The organism is Ciceribacter thiooxidans (assembly GCF_014126615.1).
Taxonomy (GTDB): domain Bacteria; phylum Pseudomonadota; class Alphaproteobacteria; order Rhizobiales; family Rhizobiaceae; genus Allorhizobium; species Allorhizobium thiooxidans.
Genome location: NZ_CP059896.1, coordinates 2,002,359 through 2,026,695 on the forward strand (window position 1 = coordinate 2,002,359; position 24,337 = coordinate 2,026,695).

20 protein-coding genes are annotated in these 24,337 nt (G+C 63.7%); 13 read left to right on the forward strand and 7 right to left on the reverse strand.

From position 1 onward, the window contains the following. Nucleotides 1–41 precede the first annotated feature (41 nt). Genes H4I97_RS09660 through dprA form a run of 4 tightly spaced genes read left to right on the forward strand, consistent with a single transcriptional unit; the run spans nt 42 to nt 4,091 of the window. Complete coding sequence (locus H4I97_RS09660; RefSeq protein WP_182304430.1) at nt 42–998, forward strand: aspartate carbamoyltransferase catalytic subunit; 957 nt, start codon at nt 42–44, stop codon at nt 996–998. Continuing rightward, complete coding sequence (locus H4I97_RS09665) at nt 995–2,293, forward strand: dihydroorotase (protein ID WP_182304431.1); 1,299 nt, start codon at nt 995–997, stop codon at nt 2,291–2,293. The genes H4I97_RS09660 and H4I97_RS09665 overlap by 4 nt, the downstream gene beginning before the upstream one ends. A gap of 21 nt (nt 2,294–2,314) precedes the next feature. Then, complete coding sequence (gene plsY / locus H4I97_RS09670) at nt 2,315–2,932, forward strand: glycerol-3-phosphate 1-O-acyltransferase PlsY (RefSeq protein ID WP_182304432.1); 618 nt, start codon at nt 2,315–2,317, stop codon at nt 2,930–2,932. 4 nt (nt 2,933–2,936) lie between these two features. Next, complete coding sequence (gene dprA, locus H4I97_RS09675; RefSeq protein WP_182304433.1) at nt 2,937–4,091, forward strand: DNA-processing protein DprA; 1,155 nt, start codon at nt 2,937–2,939, stop codon at nt 4,089–4,091. Here dprA and H4I97_RS09680 read toward each other — a convergent pair. Beyond that, nucleotides 4,065–4,277, reverse strand: coding sequence for a hypothetical protein (locus H4I97_RS09680; protein WP_148155662.1), 213 nt, complete (start codon nt 4,275–4,277; stop codon nt 4,065–4,067). The genes dprA and H4I97_RS09680 overlap by 27 nt on opposite strands. Nucleotides 4,278–4,534: 257 nt before the next feature. Here H4I97_RS09680 and topA point away from each other — a divergent pair, with 257 nt between their 5' ends. The 6 genes from topA (at nt 4,535) to rpmG (ending at nt 12,172) form a co-directional block, all read left to right on the forward strand. After that, the gene (gene topA, locus H4I97_RS09685; RefSeq protein ID WP_182304434.1) at nt 4,535–7,195 is read left to right on the forward strand and encodes a type I DNA topoisomerase; all 2,661 of its coding nucleotides are present in this window, start codon (nt 4,535–4,537) and stop codon (nt 7,193–7,195) included. A gap of 60 nt (nt 7,196–7,255) precedes the next feature. Further along, nucleotides 7,256–9,550: a ribonuclease R gene (gene rnr / locus H4I97_RS09690; protein WP_244658771.1), complete on the forward strand. Its 2,295-nt coding sequence runs from the start codon at nt 7,256–7,258 to the stop codon at nt 9,548–9,550. A gap of 30 nt (nt 9,551–9,580) precedes the next feature. Further along, a complete protein-coding gene (locus H4I97_RS09695) occupies nt 9,581–10,033 on the forward strand; it encodes a DUF983 domain-containing protein (RefSeq protein WP_182304436.1) in 453 nt (150 codons plus the stop codon). Continuing rightward, complete coding sequence (locus H4I97_RS09700; RefSeq protein WP_182304437.1) at nt 10,030–10,716, forward strand: NUDIX hydrolase; 687 nt, start codon at nt 10,030–10,032, stop codon at nt 10,714–10,716. Before H4I97_RS09695 ends, H4I97_RS09700 begins: the two co-directional genes overlap by 4 nt. 11 nt (nt 10,717–10,727) lie before the next feature. After that, a complete protein-coding gene (locus tag H4I97_RS09705; protein WP_182304438.1) occupies nt 10,728–11,912 on the forward strand; it encodes an MFS transporter in 1,185 nt (394 codons plus the stop codon). Between the two features lie 92 nt (nt 11,913–12,004). Continuing rightward, the gene (gene rpmG / locus H4I97_RS09710) at nt 12,005–12,172 is read left to right on the forward strand and encodes a 50S ribosomal protein L33 (protein ID WP_112687186.1); all 168 of its coding nucleotides are present in this window, start codon (nt 12,005–12,007) and stop codon (nt 12,170–12,172) included. A 561-nt stretch (nt 12,173–12,733) separates the two neighbouring features. Here rpmG and H4I97_RS09715 read toward each other — a convergent pair. After that, entirely contained in the window at nt 12,734–14,107 is a 1,374-nt protein-coding gene (locus H4I97_RS09715) for a PleD family two-component system response regulator (protein WP_182304439.1), read from the reverse strand. 18 nt (nt 14,108–14,125) lie between these two features. Next, complete coding sequence (locus tag H4I97_RS09720) at nt 14,126–14,497, reverse strand: response regulator (RefSeq protein ID WP_182304440.1); 372 nt, start codon at nt 14,495–14,497, stop codon at nt 14,126–14,128. A 124-nt stretch (nt 14,498–14,621) separates the two neighbouring features. Here H4I97_RS09720 and H4I97_RS09725 point away from each other — a divergent pair, with 124 nt between their 5' ends. Further along, nucleotides 14,622–14,915, forward strand: coding sequence for a DUF3572 domain-containing protein (locus H4I97_RS09725; protein ID WP_148160807.1), 294 nt, complete (start codon nt 14,622–14,624; stop codon nt 14,913–14,915). A 20-nt stretch (nt 14,916–14,935) separates the two neighbouring features. Here the strand turns inward: H4I97_RS09725 and H4I97_RS09730 are convergent, their stop codons facing one another. Next, the gene (locus H4I97_RS09730; protein WP_182304441.1) at nt 14,936–15,517 is read right to left on the reverse strand and encodes a GNAT family N-acetyltransferase; all 582 of its coding nucleotides are present in this window, start codon (nt 15,515–15,517) and stop codon (nt 14,936–14,938) included. 72 nt (nt 15,518–15,589) lie between these two features. Between H4I97_RS09730 and H4I97_RS09735 the strand changes: the two genes are divergently transcribed. Both H4I97_RS09735 and H4I97_RS09740 read left to right on the forward strand, forming a co-directional pair. Beyond that, complete coding sequence (locus tag H4I97_RS09735; RefSeq protein WP_182304442.1) at nt 15,590–16,873, forward strand: DNA polymerase IV; 1,284 nt, start codon at nt 15,590–15,592, stop codon at nt 16,871–16,873. A gap of 219 nt (nt 16,874–17,092) precedes the next feature. After that, the gene (locus H4I97_RS09740; RefSeq protein WP_182304443.1) at nt 17,093–18,337 is read left to right on the forward strand and encodes a L,D-transpeptidase family protein; all 1,245 of its coding nucleotides are present in this window, start codon (nt 17,093–17,095) and stop codon (nt 18,335–18,337) included. 30 nt (nt 18,338–18,367) lie between these two features. Here the strand turns inward: H4I97_RS09740 and dnaE are convergent, their stop codons facing one another. The 3 genes from dnaE to H4I97_RS09755 form a co-directional block, all read right to left on the reverse strand. Beyond that, on the reverse strand, nt 18,368–21,856 hold the full coding sequence (gene dnaE / locus H4I97_RS09745; protein ID WP_182304444.1) for a DNA polymerase III subunit alpha: 3,489 nt from the start codon (nt 21,854–21,856) through the stop codon (nt 18,368–18,370). A gap of 457 nt (nt 21,857–22,313) precedes the next feature. Next, nucleotides 22,314–23,003, reverse strand: a complete 690-nt coding sequence (locus H4I97_RS09750) for an ABC transporter ATP-binding protein (protein WP_182304445.1) — start codon at nt 23,001–23,003, stop codon at nt 22,314–22,316. A gap of 14 nt (nt 23,004–23,017) precedes the next feature. After that, complete coding sequence (locus H4I97_RS09755) at nt 23,018–24,325, reverse strand: lipoprotein-releasing ABC transporter permease subunit (protein ID WP_182304446.1); 1,308 nt, start codon at nt 24,323–24,325, stop codon at nt 23,018–23,020. Nucleotides 24,326–24,337: the final 12 nt, after the last annotated feature.

Here is a 24,337-nt window from a genome sequence, read left to right on the forward strand (position 1 = left end):
AATCTTTATAGACCGCGTGACTATCTCAGGAGGACAGTCCCATGGTCTTCTTTCCCCACCGCCACCTCCTCGGCATAAAGGGCCTCACCGAACAGGACATCACCTTCCTGCTCGACAAGGCCGACGAGGCCGTCAAGATCAGCCGCCAGAGGGAAAAGAAGACCTCGACGTTGCGTGGTCTCACCCAGATCAATCTCTTCTTCGAAGCCTCGACGCGAACGCAGTCCTCGTTCGAGCTCGCCGGCAAGCGGCTCGGCGCGGACGTCATGAACATGTCCGTCGGGAACTCCTCGGTGAAGAAAGGCGAAACGCTGATCGACACGGCGATGACGCTGAACGCCATGCGGCCGGACGTGCTGGTCATACGGCATTCCTCCGCGGGCGCCGCCGCCCTCCTCTCCCAGAAGGTCGCATGCTCGGTGGTCAATGCCGGTGACGGCCAGCACGAGCATCCGACGCAGGCGCTCCTCGATGCGCTGACGATCCGTCGCGCCAAGGGCAAGCTCTCGCGCATCATCGTCGCGATCTGCGGGGACGTCCTGCATTCGCGCGTCGCCCGTTCGAACATCCTGCTGCTGAACGCCATGGGCGCCCGCGTCCGGGTCGTGGCGCCGGCAACGCTGTTGCCCGCAGGCATCGCCCAGATGGGCGTCGAAGTCTTCCACGACATGAAGGAGGGCCTCAAGGACGCCGACGTCGTGATGATGCTGCGCCTGCAACGCGAGCGCATGTCGGGCGCCTTCGTGCCTTCGATCCGTGAATATTTCCACTTCTACGGCCTCGATGCAGAAAAGCTGAAGGCGGCGAAGGAAGACGCGCTCGTCATGCACCCCGGACCGATGAACCGCGGGGTCGAGATCGCCTCGGAAGTCGCCGACGGCCCCCAGAGCGTCATTGAGCAGCAGGTGGAAATGGGTGTCGCTGTGCGCATGGCGGTCATGGAGGCCCTGCTCGTCTCCGGCAACCAGGGTCCGAGAACGGAAGGAATGGGCGCATGAGCACGACCACGCCCCTCGTCTTGAAGAATGTCCGCATCGTCGATCCGTCGCGCAGCATCGACGAGGTCGGAACGATCGTCGTCGGGGCTGACGGCCGCATCGCCGCAGCCGGCGCCGACGCACTCAACCAGGGTGCACCCGACGGCGCAGAGGTGCGCGACTGCCGCGGGCTGACCGCAGTGCCGGGTCTCGTCGACGCGCGCGTCTTTACCGGCGAACCGGGCGCGGAACACCGCGAGACCATAGCCTCGGCGAGCCGGGCTGCGGCAGCCGGCGGCGTCACTTCCTTCATCGTGATGCCGGACACCGACCCGGTGATCGACGACATCGCGCTGGTTGAATTCGTGCGCAAGACCGCCCGCGACACCGCCCTCGTCAACGTCTATCCGGCGGCGGCCCTGACGAAGGGGCTCGATGGCGTCGAGATGACCGAGATGGGGCTTCTCCAGGAAGCGGGAGCCGTCGCCTTCACCAACGGCCGTCACGGCCTCCACGACACGCAGGTCCTGCGCCGCGCGATGACCTATGCACGGGAATTTTCCGCCGTCATCGCGCTTGAGGCGAAGGACAAGTATCTCGGCGCCAACGGCGTGATGAACGAGGGCCTGCTTGCCGGTTGGCTCGGACTTTCCGGCGTTCCCAAGGAGGCCGAGATCATCCCGCTCGAACGCGACCTAAGAATCGCGACGCTCACCCGCGCGAAGTATCACGCCGCAAAGATCTCGGTGCCGGAATCTGCCGAGGCGATCCGCGTCGCCCGCGAACGCGGCGCGAACGTCACCTGCGCCGTCTCGATCAACCACCTGTCGCTCAACGAGAACGACATCGGCGAATACCGCACCTTCTTCAAGCTGTCGCCGCCGCTGCGCTCGGAGGACGACCGCATGGCCATGGTCGAGGCGATCGCCGACGGCACCATCGACATCATTGTTTCCTCGCATGATCCGCAGGACGTCGACACCAAGCGCCTGCCCTTCTCCGATGCCGCGGACGGTGCGATCGGGCTCGAGACGATGCTTTCAGCCGCCCTTCGCCTGCACCACAGCGGCCAGGTGTCGCTGATGCGTCTCATCGATGCCATGTCGACGCGGCCGGCCCACATCTTCGGCCTCGACGCCGGGACGCTGAAGCCGGGCGCTGCGGCCGACATCACGCTCATCGACCTCGACGAGCCGTGGCTCGTCTCCAAGGAGGCGATTGTCTCCCGCTCGAAGAACACGCCGTTCGAGGATGCGCGTTTTTCCGGACGGGCGGTGTCGACCTATGTCCGCGGACGGTGCGTGCATTCGCTATAAGATAAATAACGGGGGGACACAGTGGCGAACGTCAATTTCCTGCAAATCGGCCTGCCGGCTCTGATCGCGGTGCTGAGTCTGGGCTATCTCCTGGGCTCCATCCCCTTCGGCCTCCTGCTCACCCGTATGGCCGGCCACGGCGACCTGCGGCAGATCGGCTCCGGCAATATCGGCGCCACCAACGTGCTCAGGACCGGCAACAAGAAGCTCGCGGCCGCAACCCTGCTGCTCGACGCACTGAAGGCGACGGCCGCTGCGGTGGCCGCACAGGCGGTGTTCGGTGCCAATGCCGGCCTTCTCGCCGGGTTTGCCGCTTTTATCGGACACCTCTTTCCGGTCTGGCTCGGCTTCAAGGGCGGCAAGGGCGTCGCGACCTATATCGGCACCCTGCTCGGGGTTACGCCGCTGATGGTGCTCGTATTCGCAGCCGTCTGGCTGTCGATCGCCTTCATCACCCGCTACTCCTCGTTGTCTGCACTGATCGCGACTCTTGTCATTCCGGTTGTATTGTGGATTACTGGCGCCGAGGAAGCCGCCATCGTGACGGCGATCATGACCGTCGTTTCCTGGTGGCGGCACAAGGCCAATATCGAGCGCCTGATCGCGGGAACGGAAAGCCGGATCGGACAAAAGGGATAGGCGCATGCCCGAGCGCAGCGCAAGACGGAACGGGATTGCGCTGACGGAAAGACAACGGATCGCCTGGCTGCGGCTGATCCGAAGCGACAATGTGGGGCCGGCGACCTTTCGCGACCTCATCAACCATTTCGGAAATGCCGAAGCGGCGCTCGCCGCCCTGCCGGAGCTGTCGCGGCGCGGCGGCTCGACGCGGCCTATCCGCATCGCCAGCGAGGCCGATGCCGTCCGCGAACTCGAAACAGCCCGGCGCCTCGGCGCAACCTTCATCGGCATCGGCGAACCGGACTATCCGCCGGCCCTGCGACAAATCGACGGCGCACCGCCCCTCCTTGCAGCCCGCGGCGACCTTTCGGCGACACGGCTTGCCCATGTCGGCATCGTCGGCTCCCGCAATGCCTCGATTGCCGGCGTCAAGTTCGCGAGCCTCATTGCACGTGAACTCGGCAGGGCCGGCTATGGCATCATTTCCGGACTGGCGCGCGGCATCGACACCGCCGCCCATCGTGCGAGCCTCGAAACGGGGACGATCGCCGCCATGGCCGGGGGGCTCGACCGTCCCTACCCTCCCGAGAACATCGGGCTTCTCGAAGAAATCTGCAGCGGCCGCGGGCTCGCCATCAGCGAAATGCCGTTCGGTTGGGAGGCGCGGGCGCGCGACTTCCCGCGCCGCAACCGCCTGATTGCCGGCGCGGCCCTCGGCGTCGTCGTCATCGAGGCGGCGAGCCGCTCCGGTTCACTGATCACCGCACGCCTTGCCGGCGAGTTCGGGCGGCTCGTCTTCGCGGTGCCGGGCTCCCCTCTCGATCCCCGATGCCACGGCACCAACGGACTTCTCAAGGACGGGGCGATCGTCACCACCGGACCCGAGGACATCCTGCAGGCGCTGGCGCCGATAGCAGGCGTGGCAAACCTCGCGCCACGGCAGGCCGAGGAACCGGATGGAGACGGAGAGGAGAAGGCGTTGGAGCCGCCACCGACCGCAAACGAACGGACGCGCATCATCGACGCCCTGGGACCGACGCCCGTGGAGATCGACGACATCATCCGTCATACCGGCCTGTCCGCGTCAGCGGTCTATTTGGTCTTGCTGGAGCTCGATATCGCCGGGCGCCTTCACCGCCACGCCGGCGGCCTAGTCTCCCTGGCCATGGCGGACTGAAAGGCCGCGGCGCCCCGCCTGGATGTCCCCCGCCTCCAGGTAGGCCATCTCGATGAGGTAGCAGAGCATGTCCGCACCTTCCCGCTGCGCCACGTTGCGCAGCTCGCCGAGTATCTGGCGGACGTAAGCGATGTTCTCGCGCACCCGCAAGCCGTCTCCATTACCGTCAAGAAAATTCGGAACCATCGTCCAAGCCCCCAGATCCAAAATTGCCCGGTCACGCCGGACGGCTGCACATCAATGGAGTCGAGGATAGACAATTTATCTAGAATTGCAACTTTAACGATTGCTCCCTTTAGTTGTATTGCGTTGAACTTGAGAAAATGACGGCTCCCCCTTGACCGGAAGCGAATCCCTGTCCATGTCGGGAGGCCTGTAACGCAACGTACCCCTCTCAGCCGTGCTGAAGATCAAAGGTCCGCTGGCTTGTACCGAGAAAAAGTATGAATGTCGTAGTCGTTGAATCTCCAGCCAAAGCCAAGACGATCAACAAGTATCTCGGATCGGGATACAAGGTCCTCGCATCGTTCGGTCACGTTCGTGACCTGCCGGCGAAGGACGGCTCGGTGCGGCCGGACGACGATTTCGAGATGGTCTGGGAGGTCGACGGCGCCTCCGCGAAGCGGATGAAGGACATCGCCGACGCGGTCAAGGACTCCGACGGCCTCTTTCTCGCGACCGACCCGGATCGCGAAGGTGAAGCGATCTCCTGGCACGTTCTCGATCTCTTGAAGAAGAAGAAGGTGCTGAACGGCAAGCCGGTCAAGCGGGTGGTCTTCAACGCGATCACGAAGAAGGCTGTTCTCGATGCGATGGCGCAGCCGCGCGACATCGACGAGGCACTGGTCGACGCCTATCTCGCCCGCCGGGCGCTGGACTATCTCGTCGGCTTCAACCTGTCGCCGGTCCTCTGGCGCAAGCTTCCGGGTGCGCGTTCGGCCGGCCGCGTGCAGTCGGTAGCGCTTCGCCTCGTCTGCGACCGCGAAACGGAAATCGAACGCTTCGTCGCCGAGGAATACTGGCAGATCTCCGCGCTTCTGAAGACGCCGCGCGGCGACGAGTTCGAGGCGCGTCTCGTCTCGGCCGACGGCAAGCGCATCCAGAAGAACTCGATCAAGAACGGCGAGTCCGCCCACCGCATCAAGGACCTGCTGGAAGGCGCCCGCTACGTCGTCGAAAGCGTCGAGGCAAAGCCCGTCAAGCGCAATCCGGGCCCGCCCTTCACCACCTCGACGCTGCAGCAGGCGGCGTCCTCGCAGCTCGGCTTCTCCGCCTCCCGCACCATGCAGATCGCCCAGAGGCTCTACGAGGGCATCGACATCGGTGGCGAGACAGTCGGTCTCATTACTTATATGCGTACCGACGGCGTGCAGATGGCGCCGGAAGCGATTGACGCGGCGCGGCATGCGATCGGCGACCAGTTCGGCCCCCGCTACCTGCCGGAGAAGGCCCGCTTCTATTCCACAAAGGCGAAGAACGCGCAGGAAGCCCACGAAGCGATCCGCCCGACCGATTTCAACCGGATCCCGGCCAAGGTCCGCAGCCACCTCGATTCCGACCAGCTGCGGCTTTATGAACTGATCTGGAAGCGCGGCATTGCCAGCCAGATGGCTTCGGCCGAGATCGAGCGCACGACGGCCGAAATCCTCGCCGATCGCGACGGCGAGAAGGCGGGCCTGCGCGCTGTCGGCTCGGTCGTCCGCTTCGACGGCTTCCTCGCCGCCTATACCGATCAGCGCGACGAGAACGAAAGCGGTGAGGACGACGACGAAAGCGGTCGCCTGCCGGAAATCAACGCCCGCGAAATGCTGGAAAAGCGCAAGGTGAATGCCAGCCAGCACTTCACCGAGCCGCCGCCGCGCTATTCGGAAGCCTCGCTGATCAAGAAGATGGAAGAGCTCGGCATCGGCCGTCCGTCGACGTATGCGGCGACGCTCGCGACGCTCCGCGACCGCGACTATGTGACGATCGACAAGCGCAAGCTCATTCCGCAGGCGAAGGGCCGTCTGGTGACGGCCTTCCTCGAAAGCTTCTTTACCAAGTATGTCGAGTACGACTTCACCGCCGACCTCGAAGAGAAGCTCGACCAGGTCTCCGCCGGCGAGCTGAACTGGAAGGACGTGCTGCGGGACTTCTGGCGCGATTTCTTCTCGCAGATCGAGGATACCAAGGAGCTGCGCGTCACCAATGTGCTCGACGCGTTGAACGAGGCGCTCGCACCGCTGGTCTTCCCGAAGCGCGAGGACGGCTCGGATCCGCGCATCTGCCAGGTCTGCGGCACCGGGCAGCTGTCGCTGAAGCTCGGCAAGTACGGCGCCTTCGTCGGCTGTTCCAACTATCCAGAGTGCAACTATACCCGCCAGCTGTCCTCGGAGGGCGGTGCCGATGCCGAGGCATCCGGCGTGCCCGAGACCAAGAACCTCGGCAAGGATCCCGTCACCGGCGAGGAGATCACTCTTCGCAGCGGCCGCTTCGGGCCTTATGTCCAGCGCGGCGAAGGCAAGGAGGCCAAGCGTTCCTCCCTGCCCAAGGGCTGGACGCCGGCGACCGTCGACTATGAAAAGGCGCAGGCGCTGTTGTCGCTCCCGCGCGACGTCGGCAAGCATCCCGAGAGCGGTAAGATGATCTCCGCCGGTCTCGGTCGCTACGGGCCGTTCGTCCTGCATGACGGCACCTACGCCAATCTCGACAGCATCGAGGATGTGTTCTCGATCGGCCTCAACCGCGCGGTCACAGTTTTGGCGGAAAAGCAGAGCAAGGGACCCGGAGCCCGCGGGCGTACCGCCGCGGCGGCGCTGAAGGAGCTCGGAGACCATCCCGACGGCGGCGCGATCACCGTTCGCGACGGACGCTATGGTCCCTACGTCAACTGGGGCAAGGTGAATGCCACCCTGCCGAAGGGCAAGGACCCGCAGTCCGTGACCGTCGAGGAGGCGCTGGCGCTGATCGCGGAGAAGGCCGGCAAGTCCGGCGGCAAGGCGGGCACGAAGGCGAAGAAGCCCTCGGCCAAGACGACGAAGGCCGAAGGTGGCAGCAAGACCACCAAGGCGAAGACGGCAGCGAAACCGAAGGCCAAGACGGCCACGAAAGCGAAAAAGAGCTGACGATTGAAGAAGCCATCGCGCGATACGAGCCGCCCCGCAGACACCCGCAAAGGCAAGCCCCTGCGGGGAGAAGCTGATACGGCAGGCGATGACCTGCCGATCATCCACGGCGCGGTTCCCTCGCGCGAAGTGCTTTTGCGATTCATCGCGGAAAATCCGGACCGTGCCTCCAAGCGCGAGATCGCCAAGGCCTTCGGCCTCAAGGGCGAGGCGCGCGTCGAGCTCAAGGACGTACTGCGCGCGCTCGAAGACGACGGTCTCGTGCAGAAGAGCCGCAAGACATTGACGCGCCCCGGCGCCCTGCCCTCGGTCGCAGTCCTCGACATCACCACCCGCGACAAGGATGGCGAGCTGATCGCGCGACCCGCCGAATGGGCGGACGAGCTCGGTGTCGCGCCTGCCGTCGCGATCCGCCAGTCGAGTTCGGACCGCGCGAAGGGCAAGGCGCCCGTCGGCGGGCTCGGCGACCGCGTTCTCGCCAAGATTTTCGTTGCCAAAGATCGCGCAGGGCCTGCCTATACCGCTCGCGTCATCAAGATTCTCGACAAGCGTCGGAACGCCATGCTCGGCGTCTTCCGCGAAACGCCGGGCGGCGGCGGACGGCTGATGCCGATCGACCGGCGCGACGAGGAATTGTTGATCGACAGCGCCGACCTGGGCGAGGCAAAGGACGGCGATCTCGTAGAGGTGGAAATCGCCCGCAGCGGCCGCTTCGGCCTGTCGCGGGGGCGTGTGCTTTCGGTGATCGGCTCCGTCGCATCGGAAAAGGCGATCTCGATGATCGCGATCCACGCGCACGGCATTCCGCATATATTCCCGCAGGCCGTGATCGCCGAGAGCGAAACCGTGAAGCTTGCCGGCATGTCGCATCGGGAGGACTGGCGCGACCTGCCGCTGATCACCATCGACCCGGCGGATGCGAAGGACCACGACGACGCGGTCTATGCCGAACCCGATACGTCTCCCGACAATCCGGACGGCGTGATCGTTACCGTCGCGATCGCCGACGTCTCCTGGTACGTGCGGCCGAAATCGCAGCTCGATCGCGAGGCGGTGAAGCGCGGCAATTCGGTCTACTTCCCCGACCGCGTGGTGCCGATGCTGCCCGAGCGTATCTCGAACGATCTCTGCTCGCTGCGGGAAGGCGTCGACCGGCCCGCGCTCGCGGTCCGAATGGTCTTCTCGAAGGAAGGCCGCAAGGCCGGCCACACCTTCCACCGGGTCATGATGAAGAGTGCGGCCAAACTCTCCTATGCGCAGGCGCAGGCGGCGATCGACGGCGCACCGGATGACAAGACCGGACCGCTTCTCGACACGATCCTGAAGCCGCTCTGGCACGCCTACGCGGTGCTGAAGCGCGGGCGCGACCGCCGCCAGCCGCTCGAACTCGACATGCCCGAGCGCAAAATCCTGCTGAAGCCCGACGGCACCGTCGACCGGGTCTTCATCCCCGAACGGCTCGATGCGCACAAACTCATCGAGGAGATGATGATCCAGGCGAACGTCGCAGCCGCCGAGACGCTCGAAAAGAAGCGGCAGCCGCTCGTCTACCGCATCCACGACGCGCCGGCGCTTTCCAAGCAGGAGGCGCTTCGCGAGTTCCTTGCGACCATCGGCATCAACATGGCGAAGGGCGGGCAGCTGCGTTCCAACAGCTTCAACGGCATCCTGGCGAGCGCCCTCGATACGCCGCACCAGACCATGGTCAACGAGATGGTCCTGCGCTCGCAGAGCCAGGCGATCTACAGCCCGGAAAACATCGGCCATTTCGGCCTCAACCTCTTGAAATATGCCCACTTCACCTCGCCCATCCGGCGCTATGCCGACCTCATCGTGCACCGGGCGCTGATCGGCTCGCTCGGCCTCGGCGAAGGCGGCATCACCCCGGACGAAGAGGCGACGCTCGACGATATCGCCGCCGAAATCTCGACCTTCGAGCGGCGGGCGATGGCGGCGGAGCGCGACACCGTGAACCGGTTGATTGCCCATCATCTCGCCGGACGCATCGGTGAGGAGTTCGACGGACGCATTTCGGGCGTCACCAAGGCGGGCCTATTTGTCGCATTGCCGCAGTTCGGTGCGGATGGTTTCGTCCCCGTGTCAACGCTGGGGCGGGATTACTATATCTATGACGAGGCGCACCAGGCACTCTCCGGCGAGAAGACCGGCCTCGGTTACCGGCTCGGAGACGCGGTCCTGGTGAAGCTCGTCGAGGCGGTGCCGCTCGCCGGCGCGCTGCGATTCGAAATGCTGAGCGAGGGCCGCGAGATGCCGACGGCGATCCGCTCGTTCCACAAGACCACCCGTCGCGGCAAGAAGCTGCCGGGCACACGGGCACGGCGCGGGCGACGCTGAGCGCGCGCCCGACGAGAAAGGAAGTTCGACATGCAAGACAACACGGCCGATACGGTGCTTCATCTCGGCGGACAGGAAGCGAACCGCCCCGTCGGGCGATCGATCATGCGTGGCATGCTGAACACCTGCCCCGCCTGTGGCGGCGGCAAGCTCTTCCGCGCCTTCCTGAAGCCTGTCGACCACTGCGCTGTCTGCCAGGAGGAAATGTTCCATCACCGCGCCGACGACCTGCCGCCCTATCTGGCGATCCTCGTTCTCGGCCACGTGCTGCTCGGCGGCTTCATGATGACGGACCTCATCTTCCCCGCCTCGGACTGGGTTCACCTCGCCATCTGGGCGCCTCTCGGCGTCATCACCACCCTGCTTGCGATCCAGCCCATCAAGGGTGGTGTCATCGGCCTGCAATGGGCCTTGCGCATGCACGGTTTCGGCGGCGAGAGCGACGATCCGGCCGAATACGATCCGTTGCCGAAGGATCAATGAGCCGCTCCGCATTTCCTGACCCGACTGCTACCGCTTCGCCGACGACGCGCCTGACGCCGAAGGACGCGGCGACGCTGATCGTGATCGACCGCAGCGACGGGCGCCTGCGCGTGCTCTTCGGCAAACGCGGCGAGCGCCACGTCTTCATGCCGAATCTCTACGTCTTTCCGGGCGGCCGGCGGGACCGCGGCGATCACGCCCTGCCCTATCTGCGCGATCTTCATCCACAGGTCCTCGCAAGGCTCGCCGCTGGCAGGAGCGATCCCACGGCCCTGCGGCGTGGTCGCGCACTGGCGCTTGCCGCCATACGGGAGCTTTACGAAGAAACTGGCCTCTTCATCGGACGACCGGCAGACGGCGCGGCCGCCGATCTCGCGAGCCTGCGCTACGTCGCCCGTGCCATTACGCCACCCGGCAATGTCCGCCGTTTCGACACCCGCTTCTTTCTCACCTTCACCGACGAGGCAGGTATCGATCCGACCAACATCCGTGATTCGGCGGAGCTACATGATCTTACATGGCTTGACATTGACGCGGCGTCGGGTCTGAACATGCCGCTGATTACCAGGACCATTCTCGAAGACGTCATCGACCGGATGAAGGCCGATCCGTCACTGCCATTCGGAAGCCCGGGTCCCTTCTACTACAGCCGTCGCGGACGAACGTTCCGTGGCGACATCTGAGGAACCGTCCCATGTCCAAGCCGAAGAACGGCGCCAACGGTCACCGCGAAGACATCCACTGGCCCTCGCTGGTCGCCGCCATTTCGGCTATCACCGCGGTCGGTATTGCGATCGGCCTCGGTCTGCCGCTCCTCAGCATCATCCTGGAGAAACGGGGTATCCCCTCGACGCTGATCGGCCTCAACTCCGCCATGGCCGGCATCGCCGCCATGGCTGCGGCCCCAGTGACGACCAAGCTCGCCCATGATGTCGGGGTCGCCCGCACCATGCTCTGGGCTGTCGTGCTTTCGGCGGCAAGTGCTCTCGGCTTCTATTATGCCGAAGCATTCTGGATGTGGTTTCCCCTGCGGCTCGTCTTCCACGGCGCGACGACGACACTCTTCATCCTTTCGGAATTCTGGATCAACGCGGCAGCCCCGCCTTCCCGCCGCGGTCTCGTCCTCGGGATCTATGCAACGGTGCTTTCGGTGGGCTTCGCCTGCGGTCCCCTGCTCTTCTCCGTCCTCGGCAGTGACGGCGTCTTACCCTTCCTCGTCGGCGCGCTTGCGATCCTCGTCGCCGCCGTGCCGATCTTCATCGCCCGGCGGGAAAGCCCGGTTCTCGACAGCAAGCCGGAGCAACACTTCCTCCGCTATATCTTTCTCGTCCCGACGGCGACGGTCGCGGTCTTCGTCTTCGGTGCAGTGGAAGCGGGTGGCCTGTCGCTCTTTCCGATCTACGCGACGCGTACCGGCTTTACAGAGGCGCAGGCGGCGCTGCTGCTGACGGTGATGGGGATCGGCAACATGGTGTTCCAGATCCCGCTCGGAATGCTCTCCGACAAGCTGAAGGACCGCCGGCTGCTGCTCTCGATCATGGCGGTCATCGGCCTCTGCGGATCGCTGGCGCTGCCCTGGCTGTCACAGAACTGGGCGCTGATGGCGCTCGTACTGCTCTTCTGGGGTGGCTGTGTCTCCGGTCTCTACACCGTCGGCCTGAGCCATCTCGGCTCGCGACTCACCGGAGCGGACCTCGCCGCCGCCAATGCCGCCTTCGTCTTCTGTTACGCCGTCGGCACGGTCGCGGGGCCACAGGGGATCGGTGCCGCGATCGACATCGCCGGAAATCATGGTTTTGCCTGGGCAATTGCGGGCTTCTTCGGCCTCTACGTCCTGGTTTCGATGGCGAGACTGCTTTTTAAACCGAAACAGGCTTGACTTTTTGGGCGTGATTTGTAGTTTCGCGCCAGAATTTGCCGTGGGCTGCTCTGGTCGTCCACGGCTTGATTGTTATTAAAGGCAGGACGACCATGGCGAAAGCGACCACGATCAAGATCAAGCTGCTGTCGACAGCCGACACCGGTTTCTTCTACGTTACCAAGAAGAACAGCCGCACGATGACCGACAAGATGACGAAGACGAAGTACGATCCGATCGTCAAGAAGCACGTCGAATTCAAGGAAGCCAAGATCAAGTAAGGCTTGATCTCTTCCTTTCTTTAAAGGCGCGTGGCTCCGGCTCCGCGCCTTTTTCGTTTTCGGCGGCTCCGACATTCCCCTAGGCCCAACAAAAAAGCACCGCTCCGGAACCGGATGGCGGTGCTTATTTGCTCGAATGGGGGTCGGTCGGCATGCCTGCGGTACGAGGAACCGCGTTTACAGCATGCCAACCGACCGACCCCACGACCCAGGAGATGCGGCGGACCTGAGCATCATGGGGTATATCCGGCCTCCCCGGAGGCCTTCTTTCTCGGTGACGTCAAACTTGCGCAACTGGAGAGAAAAATCAACAATTTCTTAACCGTTTCATTCTTTGTCCTGAACTATGGTTAAGATCCGCAAATTCACGCGGGCAAATAATAGCACTATACAAATTGTTGGACAGAACAACAAAACGCGAATACTTCCACCCACTTGTCCCGCTCGTGAACAAGAGATGACAGTCGGTCGATGGCAATATTTTGCAGCTGACGCGTCTACGGCGTCGCCGGCCGTCGGCGCGGCCGCCGTGCCTCGTCCGCGGTTTTCTCAGCGAAACGGTCAGGCTGCTGCGGCAACGACCCGGTTACGGCCGGCGCTCTTTGCCTGGTAGAGCGCGCGGTCGGCCTGCTTCAGCAGTTGCTCCGGTGTCTCGATATCCGGCGTCAGCGTCGCGATGCCCATCGAGGCGGTAACGTCGAGCGAGGACGCGCTGGCCTTCAGAGCGAACGGACGATGTTCGATCATGCCGCGAAGGCGCTCGGCGATGACCGCAGCCGCCTCTGCCGTCGTATCCGGCATCACAACGACGAATTCCTCGCCACCATAGCGGCAAGCGAGGTCGGCTCCGCGCACCGTCGAGCGGATACGGGTGGCGAACTCGCGGATGACGTCGTCGCCGGCGTCATGGCCGTAGGTGTCGTTCACCAGTTTGAAGCGATCGATGTCGGTGATGCAGATCGAGAGCGGGCGGCCCCTCGCCTGCGCGCGATTGAAGAGCACCTTGAGATGGTTGTCGAGGTAGCGGCGATTGTGGAGGCCGGTGAGCCCGTCGGTGACGGCGAGCTCTATGCTCTCCTTCACGCTGAGGCGAAGGCGGTCGTTGTAGCGCTTGCGGCGGATCTGCGTCAGCGTGCGTGCGACCAGTTCGTTCGGATCGATCGGGCGCGCGAGATAGTCGTTCACGCCGAGATCGAGCGCACGGATGATCATCGGCTCGTCGCCGTTGTCCGTCACGAGCAGGACCGGAATGAAGCGCGTGCGTTCGAGGGAACGCAGCTGCGAGCAGAGACGCAGCGGATCGTAATCATCGAAATTCGCGTTGACGATCACCAGGTCGAAACTGTTTTCTGCCGCCTCGAACAGGGCCGCCTGCGGATCGGAGCTCGCGGTGACCGCTGCCACCGGCTTCAGCGCCTTGACGATGCGTTCCTGGCTGTTGGCCCGGCCGTCGACGAGCAGGACCTGGGCAATCTCGTCGAGTCGTCCGTCCCCTACCCGCAACATGTCCTCAACGCCCATATTGCGCGCCGCTTCCGTGCGGATACGCAGTTCGTCGGTCAGCGTCTTGAGACGCACGAGGCTCTTCACGCGCGATATGAGTTGCAGATCGTTGACCGGCTTCGTCAGAAAGTCGTCCGCACCCGCCTTCAGGCCGCGTACGCGATCGGAGGGCTGGTCGAGCGCGGTCACCATCACGACGGGGATGTGCGACGTCCTCGGATTGGCCTTCAGCCGCTCGCAGACCTCGAATCCATCCATGCCCGGCATCATGACGTCGAGCAGGATGACGTCGACGTTTGTCTTGTCGCAGATTTCGAGGGCGACAAAGCCGTTCTCGGCCGTGAGTACGTCGAAGTACTCGGCGAGCAGCCGCGCTTCGAGCAGCTTCACATTGGCTGGAATATCATCGACGACAAGAATTCTGGCGGTCATGACAATTTGTCCGGTGTTTCAGGCATCACCGAGATAGATTTTGATCGTCTCGATAAATTTTGGCACAGAAATGGGTTTCGATACATAGGCTTCGCAGCCGCCCTGGCGAATGCGTTCCTCGTCGCCCTTCATCGCGAACGCAGTAACAGCGATGACGGGAATGACATGCAGCTCCGGGTCGTCCTTGAGCCACTTTGTGACTTCGAGGCCGGAGACCTCGGGCAGCTGGATATCCATCAGGATGAGGTCGGGCCGGTAGCGGCGCGCGAGATCGAGCGCTTCCATGCCGTTGCGCGTCTGAATGGTCTCGTACCCACAAGCCTCGATGAGATCGCGGAAGAGCTTCATGTTGAGCTCGTTGTCTTCGACGATCATGACCTTCTTCGGCATACGATACGATCCTTCAGCCCCGGCGTTCCAAGCCGCCGCGGCAAGTTGCGGTTGGCTGTTGCACCTTCCTCTCGATGGAATATTAAGTTCATTTGGTTGAGAAAAAGGTAACTCGGAACACAACATGAAACCTCTCGAACTACCTCCCGGTCCGGAAGAAACCGCGATTGCCGTGCTCACATGGCTTGCAGGTGAGCCGGAAATGCTCGGTCGCTTCCTGGCTTTGACCGGCACCCGGGCCGATCAACTCCGTCAGGCGATCAACGATCCCGGCTTTCTCGCCGGCATGCTCGACTTCCTCATGGGCCACGAGCCCACGCTCATCGCATTCTGTGACGCCTCCGGCATCGCACCGGAGACGGTCGTGAAGGCCTGGCGGCATTATTCCGGCCCGGGACTTGATTCGGGCGAATATTGAGGCGGCACTGGTCTCGCGACTCAGAGCACCAGACGCACCAGGGGCCTGCCCTCCTTTCTCGACGCGACTTCGGAAAATCCGGCCGCTTCGAAAATTCGTCTCGATCCGACATAAAGCCCGACTGACTTCGATTGTTTCGTCCGTTCGATCGGACAGGCGTCGATGACGCGCGCGCCGGCGGTGCGGGCATGGGCGACGGCAGCGTCGAGCATCCGATGGCTCAATCCCTTGCCGCGCTCCTTCGACACGATGAAGAAGCAGCTCACCGCCCATACTGCCGGGTCGCCGGCATCCGCCTCCTCGAGCGGCCGTGATACGGTACGCGGCGAATTCCAGTTCGGCACATCGGCGCGAGGGCCCACCTGCACCCAACCGACGGGCCGCTCGCCGAGGTAGCCGATGAGGCCGGGAGGCGGTCCCTCGTTCACGCGCTGACGCATGAAATCCTTCTTTTCGCTGCCGGTGAAGCTCTTGCGCTCGGCAGGCACCAGCCGGAAATAGGTACACCAGCAGTCGTAGCAGGCGCCGCGCGGGCCCATCACGGCTTCGAAGTCGCCCCAGCGGTCGGCCGAGAGAGGCTGGGCATGAAATCCGTCGTTCATCGCATTTCCCTTGCCACCCGAGTCGAGCAAGAGTAACGCTAAGCGTGCGAATGTTCAACATTTGTTCCAGCGATGACAACCGACCTGACCGCGTATCCAGCCTTCTGCCGCGACTGCCTCAGAGGCCAGCCGCAAGGCAACCGTCGCTGCAGCAGCTGCGGCAGTCCCCGGCTCGTCTATCATACGGAACTCTACGGGCTCACGCTTGCCCACATCGATTGTGACGCCTTCTACGCCTCGATCGAGAAGAGGGACAATCCGGAACTCGCCGACAAGCCGGTGATCGTCGGTGGCGGCAAGCGTGGTGTGGTCTCGACCGCCTGCTACATCGCCCGCATTCACGGCGTCCGCTCCGCGATGCCCATGTTCAAGGCGCTGGAGGCCTGCCCCGACGCCGTCGTCATCAAGCCGGACATGCAGAAATACGTACGCGTCGGACGCGAGGTGCGGGCGATGATGGAGGAACTGACGCCACTCGTGCAGCCACTCTCGATCGACGAGGCGTTCCTCGAGCTTTCCGGCACCGATCGGCTGCACCATGATCCGCCGGCACGCGTGCTCGCACGCTTCGCCCGCCGCGTCGAACAGGAAATCGGCATCACGGTCTCCGTCGGCCTTTCCTACTGCAAGTTTCTGGCGAAGGTCGCCTCCGACCTGCAGAAGCCGCGCGGCTTTTCGGTGATCGGCGAGGCAGAGGCGCTGGATTTTCTCGCCCCGCGCCCGGTGACGACGATCTGGGGCGTCGGAAAGGCGTTTGCGGCGACGCTCGAAAGCGACGGCATCCGTACCGTCGGGCAGCTGCAGACCATGGAGGAAGCCGATCTCATGCGCCGTTACGGCTCGATCGGCCAGCGGCTCTACCGTCTTTCCCGCGGGATCGACGATCGCGACGTCCACCCGAACGAAGCGGCGAAGAGCGTTTCCGCCGAGACGACCTTCTTCGAAGACATCAGCCGCCGGGAGGATCTCATCATCCACCTGCGGGCTCTGTCGGAAAAGGTCGCCTGGCGGCTGAAGAAGCACGGGATTTCGGGGCAAACCGTCGTCCTGAAGCTCAAGACGGCGGATTTCAAGGGACGGACGCGCAACCGTCGCCTAGAGGACCCGACGCAGCTTGCCGACCGCATCTTCCGTACCGGGCTGGCGCTCATGGAAAAGGAGGCTGACGGTACGCGTTTCCGGCTGATCGGGATCGGCGTGACCGACCTCAAGGAAGCCTCGGTCGCCGATCCGCCGGATCTGGTCGACCAGCAGGCCGGCCGACGCGCCGCCGCTGAAGCCGCGATGGACAAGCTGCGCGACAAGTTCGGCAAGTCGACGGTGGAGACCGGCTACACCTTCGGGCGGCGGAAATAGCGCTCGGACGACGGTCCGATCTTGAAGTGGTTTGCCGTCCGTCTGTGATGGTGATGCTGTCGCACCCACGGCAAGAAGGTCACGTCGCGCAAATGCAGCGATACACCGACTCGTGATTGCAGTGCTTGCCCGAGAAAACCTTCCTTAAACTTCGCGCGATATTTTAACGACCAGCACAAGCACTCGCCCGGTCAGTTTTGCGTTGAGGACGATAATAGCATGCTGAAGTTCCTGCACGTCGCGTGTCTGCTTTCCGCGACAGCGCTTGCCTCTCAGAGCTTCGCCGGAGACGGCGGCGCGCTGCAAATCTATGTTTCGAAGGCCGAGCAGAGCCTGACGGTCTATGATGGCGACCAGGTCGTCGCCACCTCCCGCGTCTCGACCGGCAAGCCGGGCCACTCCACGCCGTCGGGAATCTTCTCCATCCTCGAGAAGCGCAAGTATCACGAGTCCAATCTCTATTCGAACGCGCCGATGCCCTGGATGCAGCGGCTCACATGGTCAGGCGTGGCGCTGCACGAATCGAACAGCGTGCCAAGCTATCCGGCGTCCCACGGCTGCGTCCGCCTGCCGCGCGCCTTCGCCAAAGCGCTCTATCAGATGACCGAGCGCGGCGCCCACGTCATCATCACCGACGAACCGGTCGTTCCGGCACCTGTGCGCCATGCGGCACTCTTTCAGCCGCGGCAGCCGGTCGCCGAAGGACAGCTCCTCTCGGATGCAGAACTGCGGCCGTCCACCATCGAGGCGGGACGGAAGCCGGTTCAGGTCGCGATGGTCGAAAAGGAAGCGACGAGCCCGGTCCAGTCGGCCGAGGCCTTCGCCGACATTCCGCCCGTGCGCATTCTGATCACAAGACGCGGTCAGCGCGAGACCCTGATGGACGTGCAGGCGATGCTCACCGATCTCGGTTTCGACGCCGGCATCATCGACGGCTATCTCGGCCGCCAGACCATCTCGGCCGTCAACGGCTACAAGCGGTGGAAGGGGCTCGCAACCAAAGGTGAAATCCTGACGCCCGAATTTCTGGCGCAGCTCTATGCGAGCGCCGGCAAGGGCGAGCCGCCGCTCGGTCAGATCATGGTGCGGCAGAAGTTCAAGCCCGTCTTCGAGGCTGCAATCGCGATTGCCGATCCGCAGAAGCCGCTCGGCACCCATTTCGTCGAGGCGACGCATGTCGACATGCTCGCCGGCAGCGCCGAATGGCGCGGCGTCACGCTGGAGAACAACCTCTCCAACGCGACGATGAAGCGCCTCGGCATCGAAGCGCCGACGGCCGGCGAGACCGCGCCGACGCTTGCGCAGGCGCTCGACCGCATCTCCATCCCGGATGCCGTGCGCCGGAAGATCGAGCCCATGCTCGGGGAAGGCAGCTCGATCACCATTTCGGATTCGGGGATCGGGCCGGAAACCGGCGACGGGACCGACTTCATCACCGTGACCCGCAAGGTGCCGCGCGGCTGACGCGGGCAACCCGCCGGCATCCACCAGCGGTTACACCAGCTCGACGTCGACGATCCCAGGCGCCGACCGCAGCGCTGCCGCGATCTCCGGCGAGATGCGGTACTTTTCCGAAAGCTCGACCTCGATCTCGCGCTGGCCGTCTTCCTTGATGACGACGAAGGAGACGAGGCCGTCGCCCCTGGTGTTGAGGTGGGCGCCGACCGCCTTCAGCGGACCGGAATCGCGAACATAGACGCGTAGCGCCTTCTGCATCTGCAGCGATTTTTCTTCGAGCGACTGGGCCGTCTGGATCCTGAGCCCGATGCCCTCCGGCCGCTCTTCCGCAGCAACGGTGATCACCACGGATTTGCCGGACTCCAGAAGGTCGCGATACTGGTTCAGGCCTTCGGAAAACAGGACCGCCTCGAACTGCCCGGAGGAATCCGAAAAGGTGACGATGCCCATCTTGTTGCCGGTGCGGGTCTTGCGTTCCTGACGCCCCGTCACCGTGCCGGCGAGACGCCCGGCCGTCGCGCCCTGCTTCACCGCGGCGGAAAAATCGGCAAAGGTCTGGACGCGCATCTTTTCGAGGAGCGAGCGATAGGTGTCGAGCGGATGCGCGGAGAGATAGAAGCCCAGCACCTGGAATTCGCGGTGCAGCTTCTCCGAGGCGAGCCACGGCGTGTACGTCGGGAAGGCGATCTTCTCCGGCCCGGAGGCGCCGCCGGCACCGAACATGTCCGACTGGCCGCTGACGGCATTTTCCTGCGCGCGCTGCGCATAGCCGAGAATGCGGTCCAGCCCGCCGATCAGTTCGGCACGGTCGTGGCCGAAGCAATCGAAGGCGCCGGCACAGATCAGGCTTTCGAAGACACGGCGGTTGATCTGCTTCGGATCGATGCGCAGACAGAAATCCTCGAGGCTCTCGAAGGGCTTGTCGCCACGAACTTCGACGATGTGGTCGACGGCCGACTCGCCGACGCCCTTGATCGCAGCGAGCGCATAGTAGATGCAGCGATCGCCGGTCTGAAAGTGGCGGAACGAGGTCTGCACCGACGGTGGGATGACCTTGATGCCGAGACGCCCCGCATCCTGGCGGAAGTCGTTGAGCTTCTCGCTGTTGGCCATATCGTAGGTCATCGTGGCGGCGAGGAACTCGACCGGATAATGCGCCTTCATGTAGGCCGTCTGGTAGGAGACGATCGCGTAGGCCGCAGCGTGTGACTTGTTGAAGCCGTAGTTGGCGAACTTGGCCAAGAGTTCGAAGATGTTCTCGGCCTGAGGCTTGGACACGCCGTTCTTCATCGCACCATCGACGAAGCGGGCGCTCTGCTGGTCCATCTCGGCCTTGATCTTCTTGCCCATGGCGCGGCGCAGAAGGTCGGCTTCGCCGAGCGAATAGCCCGACAGGACCTGGGCGATCTGCATCACCTGTTCCTGGTAGACGATAACCCCTTGCGTCTCCTTCAACAGGTAGTCGATCTGCGGGTGGATGGAGGCAATTTCCTCCTCGCCATGCTTGCGGGCATTGTAGACCGGGATGTTCTCCATCGGACCCGGACGGTAGAGCGCCACCAGCGCGATGATGTCCTCGATACAGTCCGGTCGCATGCCGATCAGCGCCTTGCGCATGCCGGCACTTTCAACCTGGAACACGCCGACGGTTTCGCCGCGGGAGAGCATTTCGTAGGTCAGCTTGTCGTCGAGCGGAATCGCTGCCAGGTCGACGTCGACGCCTCTCTGCTCCTTGACGAAATCGACAGCCGTCTTCAGCACCGTCAGCGTCTTCAGGCCGAGAAAGTCGAACTTGACCAGCCCCGCCTGCTCGACCCATTTCATGTTGAACTGGGTCACCGGCATGTCGGAACGCGGATCGCGATACATCGGCACCAGCTTCGACAACGGGCGGTCGCCGATGACGATACCGGCGGCGTGGGTCGAGGCGTGGCGGTAGAGGCCCTCGATCTTCTGGGCGATGTCGAGAAGACGGGCGACGACCGGCTCCGCTTCCGCCTCCTCGCGGAGCTTCGGTTCCTCCTCGATCGCCTTGGAAAGCGGCGTCGGGTTCGCCGGGTTGTTCGGCACCAGCTTGCAGATCTTGTCGACCTGGCCGTAGGGCATCTCCAGCACGCGGCCGACATCGCGCAGGGCCGCACGCGCCTGCAGCGAACCGAAGGTGATGATCTGCGCCACCTGCTCACGGCCGTACTTCTGCTGGACGTAGCGGATCACCTCTTCGCGCCGGTCCTGGCAGAAGTCGATGTCGAAGTCGGGCATCGACACGCGTTCCGGATTGAGGAAGCGTTCGAAGAGCAGCGAGAAGCGCAAGGGGTCGACGTCGGTGATGGTGAGCGCATAGGCGACCAGCGAGCCCGCGCCCGAACCGCGGCCCGGACCGACGGGAATGTCGTGCTGCTTCGCCCACTTGATGAAGTCGGAAACGATCAGGAAGTAGCCGGGAAACTTCATCCGCTCGATGATCGAGAGCTCGAATTCGAGCCGTTCGCGGTAATCCTTCTCCTCGTAGCCCGCCGCCATTCCGAGCGCGGCGAGCCTCCGGTCGAGCCCCTCGACCGCCTGCCGCCGCAATTCCTCCGCCTCGGCTTTCTCCGCCTCCTCCGGATCGGCGCCGACGCCGGCAAAGCGCGGCAGGATCGGTTTGCGCGTGTTGAGCACGAAGGAGCACCGCATGGCGATCTCGACGGTGTTCTCGATCGCCTCCGGCAAGTCGGCGAAGAGCGCCTGCATCTCGGCCCGGCTCTTCAGATAATGGTCGGGCGTCAGGCGGAAGCGGTTGTCGTCGGAAACGATCGCATTGTGGGCGACGGCCATCAGCGCGTCATGCGCGTCGTAGTCCTCCCGGGTGAGAAAGAACGCTTCGTTGGTCGCAACCAGCGGCAGGTCGTACTGATAGGCGAGCTGCACCATCTTCGTCTCGTGGCGACGATCGTAGTCGCCGTGACGCTGCAACTCGACATAAAGCCGGTCGCCGAAGAGCCGCTTCAGCGTCGAAAGCCGCGCCTCGGCCTGCGCCCCGTGCCCTTCCTGAAGGGCGACATCGACCGGTCCGCCCGAAGCCCCGGTCAATGCGATCAGCCCGTCCGTGCCGCGTTCTTCCAGCCACGACGTGGTGACATGCACCGCCTGGTGCCCCTCTCCTTCGAGGTAGGCACGGCTGACGAGATCCACGAGCCGCTCGTAGCCGGCGGCATCCGCCGCAAGCAACACGATCGCAGGGTATCTGGCGGGCGCATGCGACGAACGTTTATCGTCCCGCGCATCCTCCATATCGATCGACAACTGGCAGCCGATGATCGGTTGCAGCCCGTCACCGACGGCATATTGCGAAAACTCGAGCGCGACGAAGAGATTGTTGGTGTCAGTGATGGCGACCGCCGGCTGGCCGTCGGCGGCGGCCTTGCGGAGAATCTTCTTCAGCGGCAATGCGCCTTCGAGCAGCGAATAGGCCGAATGGAGGCGCAAATGCACAAAACCCGGCGACCCTGCCTCGTGCACACCTTCGCCAACTGCTTCGCCCATATCCGTCTACCCGCATCCGATGAATCGGTGCGATTTTCGGTCGCCCCGACAGGGAAGTCCAGCCTTCGCGACCGGACACGGGTCACTCTCTACAGGATAGGTGCGAGAACCTCAAATCGCGGAGACGATCACCGAGAAACCGGTGAGGAACATGAGGATCGAGGCGAATGCGGCGACATCACGGAAAACATCAGTCATGGCTCACTCCTTACTCTTTATGTTTTTATTTTGTTCCGTGTTTGTTCTCTTGTCAACCCAAAAAGGGTCATATACTTCCATTCACGATGCGAATGCGCTGGAACATAGAGGAAACGCAGCAGACGGTGCGGTCGGCCGCATCGCTTTGCCCGGCGCCGCAGAGTTCAGACAGGATAGATGAGGGTGGTAACCGTCAGAGCCCGGTGCGCCGCATGACATGCATCGGCCGGGGCCTTCGTCAGATCTCGGCCCGAAGTCGTCAGACGGCGTAGTCGACGATCTTGCCGTCGGCGATCGTCACGCAACGGTCCATGCGCTGGGCCAGTTCGTGATTGTGGGTGGCGATCAGCGCTGCGAGCCCCGACTGGCGGACCAGAGCGCGCAAGGCGGAGAAAACGTAGGATGCCGTCTCCGGATCGAGGTTGCCGGTCGGCTCGTCGGCGAGCAGCACGAGCGGCGCATTGGCGACGGCGCGGGCAATCGCCACCCGCTGCTGTTCTCCGCCGGAAAGCTCCGCCGGGCGATGATCGGCGCGATGGCCGATCCGCATATAGTCGAGAAGTTGTGCGGCCCGCTCCTTGGCCTCGGCCATGGAAAGCCCGGCGATGAGCTGCGGCATCATAATGTTTTCGAGCGCGGAGAATTCCGGCAGCAGGTGGTGGAACTGGTAGACGAAGCCGATCGAGCGGCGCCGCACGGCCGTCCGGCGATCCTCCGACAGTGCCGAACAGGCCTCGCCACCGATCACGACTTCCCCGGCGTCGGGATGTTCAAGCAGGCCCGCCACGTGCAGAAGCGTCGACTTGCCCGTGCCGGACGGCGCGACGAGCGCCACCGTCTCTCCGGCCGTGAGGCTGAAGTCGGCGCCTTTCAGGATCGTCAGAAGCGTATCGCCCTGCCCGTAATTGCGATCGATCCCGGTGAGCGCGAGAACTTTGTCGGTGGCCATGGAAAGCGGCATCCTTATTCGTATCGGAGGGCTTGCACGGGGTCGAGCCGCGAGGCGCGCCAGGCAGGGAAGAGCGTCGCAATGAAGGAGAGCGTCAGCGCCATGATGACGACGGACATCGTCTCGCCGACGTTCATGTCCGCCGGAAGCTGGCTGAGGAAATAGAGTTCGGGATCGAAGAGCACCGTGCCGCTCACCCAGGAGAAGAAGCTGCGGATCGATTCGATGTTGAGACAGACGACGACGCCCAGCGCCACGCCGGCGAAGGTGCCGGTGACGCCGATCGCGGCACCCGTCATGAAGAAGATGCGCATGATCGAGCCGGAGGTTGCACCCATGGTGCGCAGGATCGCGATGTCGCTCCCCTTGTCCTTCACCAGCATGATGAGGCCCGAGATGATGTTGAGCGCCGCGACCAGCACGATCAGCGTCAGGATCATGAACATGACGTTGCGCTCCACCTGCAGGGCGGAAAAGAAGGTCTGGTTGCGCTGGCGCCAGTCGGTGATGAAGATCTGCCGGCCGGCCGCTTCCTCGACCTTTGGCCGCAGTTCGTCGACCATGTCCGGGTCGTCGACGAAGAGTTCGATCGACTGAACGATGCCTTCGGCATTGAAATAGAGCTGCGCCTCCTCGAGCGGCATGTAGATGATCGAGGCATCGTATTCCGACATGCCGATCTCGAAGATGCCGGAGACGGTGTAGGACTTCACCCGCGGATTGACACCGAGCGGTGTCACGTCCCCCTCGGGCGAGACGAGCGTGATGGAATCGCCGGCGGTGAGTCCGAGTTCGTTCGCCATGCGCGAACCGATCAGAACGCCCTGCCCCGCGGCAAAGCCGACCATGTCGCCGGCGCGGATGTTGTTCGAGACGGTCTTGAGCTTGGTGAGGTCGTCGGCGCGGATGCCGCGCACCAGCGCGCCGGTGCCTGCCCCGCCGCGGCCCGACGCAAGGGTCTGCCCCTCGACGAGCGGCAGCGCCATCGTCACCCCGGCGATGCCGGAGAACTTGTCGGCGAGCTCCGCATAGTTGTCGAGCGGCCCGTCGACGGGCTGAATGATCATGTGACCGTTGATGCCGAGGATGCGCGAGATGAGCTCGGTGCGGAAGCCGTTCATCACCGCCATGACGATGATGAGTGTTGCGACACCCAGCATGATGCCGATGAAGGAGAAGCCGGCGATCACCGAAATGAAGGCCTCCTTCCGCCGGGCGCGCAGGTAGCGCCAGGCGACGATGCGCTCGAAGGCGGAGAACGGCCGCGCCGACGGGCTCGGGGTGACCTTGTCCGCCTCGCGGCCTTCGACTGCGCTTGTCATCTCGCCTCCTCG

Coding starts and splice junctions, on each gene's coding strand:
- H4I97_RS09660 (WP_182304430.1), top strand. CDS start 42: ATGGTCTTCTTTCCCCACCGCCACCTCCTCGGCATAAAGGGCCTCACC.
- H4I97_RS09665 (WP_182304431.1), top strand. CDS start 995: ATGAGCACGACCACGCCCCTCGTCTTGAAGAATGTCCGCATCGTCGAT.
- dprA (WP_182304433.1), top strand. CDS start 2,937: ATGCCCGAGCGCAGCGCAAGACGGAACGGGATTGCGCTGACGGAAAGA.
- H4I97_RS09680 (WP_148155662.1), bottom strand. CDS start 4,277: ATGGTTCCGAATTTTCTTGACGGTAATGGAGACGGCTTGCGGGTGCGC.
- topA (WP_182304434.1), top strand. CDS start 4,535: ATGAATGTCGTAGTCGTTGAATCTCCAGCCAAAGCCAAGACGATCAAC.
- H4I97_RS09695 (WP_182304436.1), top strand. CDS start 9,581: ATGCAAGACAACACGGCCGATACGGTGCTTCATCTCGGCGGACAGGAA.
- H4I97_RS09700 (WP_182304437.1), top strand. CDS start 10,030: ATGAGCCGCTCCGCATTTCCTGACCCGACTGCTACCGCTTCGCCGACG.
- H4I97_RS09705 (WP_182304438.1), top strand. CDS start 10,728: ATGTCCAAGCCGAAGAACGGCGCCAACGGTCACCGCGAAGACATCCAC.
- rpmG (WP_112687186.1), top strand. CDS start 12,005: ATGGCGAAAGCGACCACGATCAAGATCAAGCTGCTGTCGACAGCCGAC.
- H4I97_RS09715 (WP_182304439.1), bottom strand. CDS start 14,107: ATGACCGCCAGAATTCTTGTCGTCGATGATATTCCAGCCAATGTGAAG.
- H4I97_RS09720 (WP_182304440.1), bottom strand. CDS start 14,497: ATGCCGAAGAAGGTCATGATCGTCGAAGACAACGAGCTCAACATGAAG.
- H4I97_RS09725 (WP_148160807.1), top strand. CDS start 14,622: ATGAAACCTCTCGAACTACCTCCCGGTCCGGAAGAAACCGCGATTGCC.
- H4I97_RS09730 (WP_182304441.1), bottom strand. CDS start 15,517: ATGAACGACGGATTTCATGCCCAGCCTCTCTCGGCCGACCGCTGGGGC.
- H4I97_RS09735 (WP_182304442.1), top strand. CDS start 15,590: ATGACAACCGACCTGACCGCGTATCCAGCCTTCTGCCGCGACTGCCTC.
- H4I97_RS09740 (WP_182304443.1), top strand. CDS start 17,093: ATGCTGAAGTTCCTGCACGTCGCGTGTCTGCTTTCCGCGACAGCGCTT.
- dnaE (WP_182304444.1), bottom strand. CDS start 21,856: ATGGGCGAAGCAGTTGGCGAAGGTGTGCACGAGGCAGGGTCGCCGGGT.
- H4I97_RS09750 (WP_182304445.1), bottom strand. CDS start 23,003: ATGGCCACCGACAAAGTTCTCGCGCTCACCGGGATCGATCGCAATTAC.
- H4I97_RS09755 (WP_182304446.1), bottom strand. CDS start 24,325: ATGACAAGCGCAGTCGAAGGCCGCGAGGCGGACAAGGTCACCCCGAGC.